Origin of the sequence: Mycobacterium sp. (assembly GCF_049802695.1) — a bacterium.
Lineage (GTDB): Bacteria > Actinomycetota > Actinomycetes > Mycobacteriales > Mycobacteriaceae > Mycobacterium.
On sequence record NZ_JBARMY010000001.1, the window covers coordinates 1 to 3,877 of the forward strand.

Annotated in this window: 3 protein-coding genes and 1 pseudogene; all 4 read right to left on the minus strand. The window is 67.2% G+C overall.

Annotated elements, in window-relative coordinates; translation table 11 throughout:
• A pseudogene (locus WA317_RS00005) lies at positions 1-143 on the minus strand (DUF881 domain-containing protein); the annotation flags it as partial.
• Positions 136-765, minus strand: a complete 630-nt coding sequence (locus WA317_RS00010; protein WP_425171079.1) for a CDP-alcohol phosphatidyltransferase family protein — start codon at positions 763-765, stop codon at positions 136-138. The gene WA317_RS00010 and the pseudogene WA317_RS00005, both read right to left, overlap by 8 nt.
• Positions 766-796: 31 nt before the next feature.
• On the minus strand, positions 797-3,121 hold the full coding sequence (gene secA2, locus WA317_RS00015) for an accessory Sec system translocase SecA2 (RefSeq protein ID WP_425171080.1): 2,325 nt from the start codon (positions 3,119-3,121) through the stop codon (positions 797-799).
• 111 nt (positions 3,122-3,232) lie between these two features.
• Positions 3,233-3,877, minus strand: a 645-nt coding sequence (locus WA317_RS00020) for a thiamine pyrophosphate-dependent enzyme (protein WP_425171081.1), incomplete at its 5' end; no start/stop codon positions are given.

Sequence of the window (3,877 nt, forward strand, 5' to 3'; positions counted from 1 at the left end):
GCTGCGGCCGCGTATCCGGGATCCAGATGCGCCGACAGCAGCTCGCGTAACAGCGAGGGCACCGGCAAGAGCTGCGGTCGCCCCGCCTCGTGCGCGCTGCGGCCGGCGTCATAGCCGCCGAGTGCGCGGTCGGAATCAACCATGGTCGTCCGCTCGCTGAGGTGCCGGGCCGGCGCGGTGCACGGCAGGCTTCGGCAGCCGGCGCAGCACCAACCCGACCTGGATCAGGTACAGCACGAACGCCCACAGGTACATGTACACACCCCAGATCAGGAAACCCCACCCGAACGCCAATAGCACCCGACTCCAGGTTGCGTGCCACTGGCCAACCAGGATCAGCGGGAACCCTGTCATCAAAGCGAAAGTCGCGGCCTTGCCGATGTAAGTAACCGGCAGCGCGCTCAATCCCCGGCTGCGCAGCAGCGGCAACGTCGCGGCCAGCAGCGCATCGCGGGCCAGCAGCGTGACGACGATCCACCACGGCACCATCTCACGCAACGCCAGCGCGATCGGAACAGTGATCATGTACAGCCGGTCGACCGCGGGATCAAGCAGCTCGCCCAGCTTGGAGGACTGGTCCAACAGCCTGGCGATCTTGCCGTCGGCCCAGTCAGACGCGCCGCTGAACAGCAAAATCCCCATCGCCCAGCCGTCGGCGTGCCGGACCAGCAGCAGGTAGGTGAATACCGGGATGAGGGCGAGCCGAACCGCGCTGAGCAGGTTAGGCACCGTCAGCACCCGGTTCGGTGAGGTCCCGGGCTCCATGACGCGAGACCTTAGCTGAGAAGCAGGTGCTTTACCGGAACACCCCGGGCAGGCTCAGCGCGGACAGCGTCTCGTCGGCCAGCGGGTTGTCGTGCACCATGTAGGTCCACGTCGACGTCGGCCGGGCCAGCTTGGACAGATCCACCCCCGGTTCGTCCTCGATAGTCGGCGAGGTCTCGAAGGTCTGCTGAGCGGCTTCGATCGCGTCGGCGGCCAGCGAGGCGAAGGCGTCAACGGCTAACCGGTGGAACTCGTCGAGCGGGTTCTGCCGGCCCAGCGCGCGCAGGTGAATGCTCTCCCGGATGTCGGCCAGATAGGCCAAGTGGTCGGCCCAGCCGCGGTCGAGGTGATACAGCATGATCAGCCGGCAGATCCTCTCCAAGTCTTCTTCCGAGAGGTCCTCCGACAACTTCTCGTAGCGTTCCCGGGCCAGTTCGGCCAGCTCCTCGCGGGCGGTCGGGGTGCTCAGCAACGTGTTTCGCCGCTCGACGATGATGGCGCGCTGCTGGGCGATCAGGTGGTTGTAGCGCCAGGTGTTGGCGTGCACATCGAGCAAGCGGCCCTCGGCGACCCGCTGCGCGTGGTCGAGCAACCCGGCCGCCTTGGTGCTGACGATCCGGCCGTCTTCGTTGGTTTCCGTCGGCAGCTTCTTGGAATCCAGGTTGGCCGCGACGACGTCGTCTTCCCAGCTCGCGAAGAACACCGACGAGCCGGGGTCGCCCTGACGTCCGGCGCGACCACGCAACTGGTTGTCCAGCCGCTCGGTGTTGTGCCTGCCGGTTCCGATCACGTGCAGGCCGCCCAGCTCGACAACCTTGTCGTGGTCGGCTTCGTCGGACCCGCCGAGCCGGATGTCGGTGCCGCGCCCGGCCATCTGGGTCGACACGGTCACCGCGCCGAGTTTGCCGGCCTCGGCGATCACCTGCGCTTCTTCGGCATCGTTCTTCGCGTTGAGCACCACCGCGGGCACACCGCGGCGCTGTAACCGTTCGTGCAGCTCCTCGGACTCGGCCACGTCGCGAGTGCCGACCAGCACCGGTTGCCCGCTCTCCGACACGTCGATGATGTGCGCGATGATCGCGTCGTTCTTGGCCGCCGCGGTGATGTAGACGCGATCGACTTCGTCTTCGCGGATGTTCGGGGTGTTCGGGGGTATCGGGGAGACGGCGAGTTTGTAGAACTGGCGCAGCTGTTCCCCTGCGGCCAGCGCGGTGCCGGTCATCCCACACACCGTGGCATAGCGGTTGATCAGTGCCTGCACGGTGATGGTGTCGAGCACCTCACCGGTCTCGGTGGTCTCGATGCCCTCCTTGGCCTCGACCGCGGCCTGCAGTCCGTCCGGCCAGCGCTGTAGTTGCGCGATGCGGCCGCGGGAGGCGTTGATCAGGTGCACGGCGTCGTCGCGCACGATGTAGTGCACATCGCGCTGCAACAGCACGTGCGCGTGCAGCGCGACGTTGACCTCGGTGAGCGTGGTGCCGACGTGTTCTTCGGAGTACAGGTCGATACCGCCGAGCGCCCGTTCGACTTTTCGTGCGCCCGCATCGGTCAGATGCACGTTGCGGCTGTCGGTGTCGGTGTCGTAGTCCTTCCGGGGCTTGAGCTCACCGACCAAGCGGATGATCTCCAACCGTGGCGTCTCGCGGTGGGTGGTGCCCGCCAGCACCAGCGGCACCAGGGCTTCGTCGACCAGCACCGAGTCGGCCTCGTCGATCAGCGCTACGTCGGGGTTCGGCGAGACCAGGTCGTCGACGTCGGTGACCAACTGGTCGCGCAGTACGTCGAAGCCGATCTCATTGACTGAGGCGTAGGTGATGTCGCATTGGTAGGCGGCGCGGCGTTCCTCGGCCGTCGACTCCGCGGTGATCCAGCCGACGGTCAATCCGAGCGCCTCCAGCAACGGAGTCATCCATTCGGCGTCGCGGTGGGCCAGATAGTCGTTGATGGTGACCACATGCACGTGGCGACCGGCCAGCGCATAGCCCGCGGCGGCGATGGCCCCGGCCAGCGTCTTGCCCTCACCGGTGGCCATTTCGACCACGTCACCGGCGAGCATGCGCAGCGCCCCGAGCAGCTGCACGTCGAACGGTCGCAGGTCGGTGGCTCGTTCGGCGGCTTCCCGGGCGATCGCCAGGAACTGGGGTATGTCGTCGGAGTCCGCGAGGTCGTCGAGCCTGAGCAGGCCGGCGGCCTTCTTCAACTGCTCGTCGTCGAGGCCGGCGGCTTTCTCGTCGAACTCGCCGGAGGTGCTCACTTCGGCGAGGGAGCGTTTCTGGTCACGTTCTGTGCTGGCGCCGAGCAGTCGCCAGAATCGGCTACTCAGACGCCCCGGTGCGGCGTTGGTGGTCTTCGGCACAGAACAACCGTACGCGGGGCTCACCGGCGCGAGCGTGCGTGTCGGCACACGACATGGCGGTTACGGGCATACCGGTGCGCACCCTCGCGGTGACGATCGTATTCAGGCCAATCAGGCGAGGTTGGATCGGCGCGGATAGGCGATGGTCGGATCGGTGAGCACATTGACGACGGCCGGTAAACCGCTGTCGAAAGCACGATGCAGCGCCGGGCCGAGTTGACCGGGCGCCGACACCAGCTCGCCGTGGGCGCCCAGCGCACGAGCGACTTCGTCGTAGCGGGTTCCTGGGCGCAGCTCCGCCACCACCGAGTAGCCGTAGATCATCTCCATCGGGTGCTTCTCCAGCGCCCAGATTCCGTTGTTGCCGATCACCGACACGACTTGCACCCCGTGGCGCACCAGCGTGTCCCATTCCATGCCGGAGAATCCGAAGGCGCCGTCGCCTTGCAGCAGCACCACCTGGCGGTCCGGCCGGGCCAGCTTAGCGGCCAGCGCGTAGCCGGGCCCCGATCCCAGGCAGCCGAACGGGCCGCTGTCCAGCCAGGCGCCCGGGACGTAGCTGTTGATGACCCGGCCGGCATAGGACCCGAAGTCGCCGCCGTCGATGACGACGATCGCGTCGCGGTCCAGCAGCGGCGCCAGCTCGGCGTACACCCGCATCGGGTGCAACGGGACTCGGCTGTCCGCCAATTCGGCTTGTTCGGCCTCCCGCGCGGCGGTTTCGGCGTTGCGCAGCTCGTCGAGCCAGTCCTGATG